Source organism: Leptolyngbya sp. FACHB-36, assembly GCF_014695955.1.
Classification (GTDB): Bacteria; Cyanobacteriota; Cyanobacteriia; order Leptolyngbyales; family Leptolyngbyaceae; genus FACHB-36.
Genome location: NZ_JACJPG010000343.1, coordinates 1 through 1,858 on the forward strand (window position 1 = coordinate 1; position 1,858 = coordinate 1,858).

2 protein-coding genes are annotated in these 1,858 nt (G+C 54.6%); both read left to right on the forward strand.

Annotated elements, in window-relative coordinates:
• A partial coding sequence (locus tag H6F43_RS09800; protein ID WP_190342601.1) for a glutathione S-transferase C-terminal domain-containing protein occupies positions 1-591 on the forward strand: 591 nt, incomplete at its 5' end.
• Between the two features lie 194 nt (positions 592-785).
• Positions 786-1,858, forward strand: a 1,073-nt coding sequence (gene dxr, locus H6F43_RS09805; RefSeq protein WP_190342602.1) for a 1-deoxy-D-xylulose-5-phosphate reductoisomerase, incomplete at its 3' end; no start/stop codon positions are given.

The following is a 1,858-nucleotide window of genomic DNA, read 5'->3' on the forward strand; positions in this document are numbered from 1 at the left end:
CAGACCCAAACGATCGTCAACAACGAAAGCGCAGACATTATTGTCATTTTGAACTCCCAGTTCAATGAATTAGCTCAGCATCCCGACCTCGACCTGTATCCAGAAGCGCTGAGAGACACGATCGATCAGTGGAATGAAAAGATTTATCATGCCGTGAATAATGGCGTGTACCGCTGTGGTTTTGCCCAAACTCAAACGGCGTATGATACAGCGTGCAACGAGCTATTTTTGGCTCTCGACGAAATCGATGCGGTGCTAGAAACCAACCGTTACCTCTGCGGGGACAGACTTACATTGTCAGACGTTCGGTTATTTACAACGCTGTTCCGCTTTGACGCGGTTTATCACGGGCTATTTAAGTGCAACCGTCGCAAAATTCAGGATTACCAAAACGTAGGAGCCTACCTGCGGGAGATTTATCAGCTTCCCAGAGTCGCGGCTACGTGCGACTTGGATGCGGTCAAACGGGACTACTACGGCAACCTGTTCCCGCTTAATCCGGGTGGAATTATTCCGGTGGGTCCAGATATCAGCGATCTTCTCGCACCGTCTCATCGATCGAGAGTGCCTGCTGCTAAAGGTCATGAGTAGCGATCGCCGCCATGCTTCAATCTAACCAGAGCGTGGATTTAGCCAAGAAAATTCGCTGCGTCGCTTGTTGCTGAGGCGGCGTGATGCAAGTTGTCAAAAATCTTACCTCTTCATCTTTATATCTCAACAATTGCTTAAGATTTAGCCCCCGTCAAATCGTAAGATAGGGGAGACGTGAGCGTAGTGTGGCGATCGTGAAATCCATCTCTCTTCTTGGCTCGACTGGCTCGATCGGAACCCAAACCCTCGACATCGCCGCTCAGTATCCCGACCAGTTTCGGGTAGTCGGCATGGCGGCGGGTCGGAACGTGACGCTGTTTAGCCAGCAGATCCGCCAGTTTCGCCCCAAGCTTGCTGCAATTTGCGACGCCGACAAGCTGCCAGAACTGCGTGCCGCGATCGCCGACCTCGATCCGCAGCCAATCCTGCTGGCAGGCGAAGACGGCGTGATAGAGGTTGCCCGCTACGCCGAAGCTGATGTCGTTGTTACTGGAATCGTCGGCTGCGCCGGACTGCTGCCCACGATCGCGGCGATCGAAGCCGGAAAAGACATTGCGCTGGCAAACAAGGAAACGCTGATTGCAGGCGGTCCCGTTGTCCTGCCGCTGATTCAGAAGCACGGCGTCAAATTGCTGCCAGCCGATTCTGAACACTCCGCCATTTTCCAGTGCCTTCAGGGAGTGCCCGACAAAGGACTGCGAAAGATTTTGCTGACCGCATCCGGCGGCGCGTTCCGGGATTTGCCTGTGGAGAAGCTGTCGCAGGTGACGGTTGCCGACGCGCTGAAGCATCCCAACTGGTCGATGGGGCGCAAGATTACGATCGACTCCGCCACGCTGATGAACAAAGGCTTGGAAGTGATCGAAGCGCATTTCCTGTTTGGCGTGGATTACGACCAGATCGAAATTGTCATCCATCCTCAAAGCATTATCCATTCGCTGATCGAGCTACAGGATACGTCGGTGCTGGCGCAGCTTGGCTGGGCAGATATGCGGCTGCCGCTGCTGTATGCGCTGTCCTATCCAGAGCGCATTTCGACCAACTGGGAGCCGCTGGATTTAGTTAAAATTGGCAGCCTCAGCTTCCGCGCTCCCGACCACGAGAAGTATCCCTGCATGCAGCTGGCATACGCCGCAGGTCGATCGGGCGGCTGCATGCCTGCGGTGCTAAACGCGGCGAACGAGCAAGCCGTTGCGCTGTTCCTGGATGAGCGAATTCGCTTTCTGGATATCCCGCGCCTGATTGAGCAAACGTGCGATCGCTACCA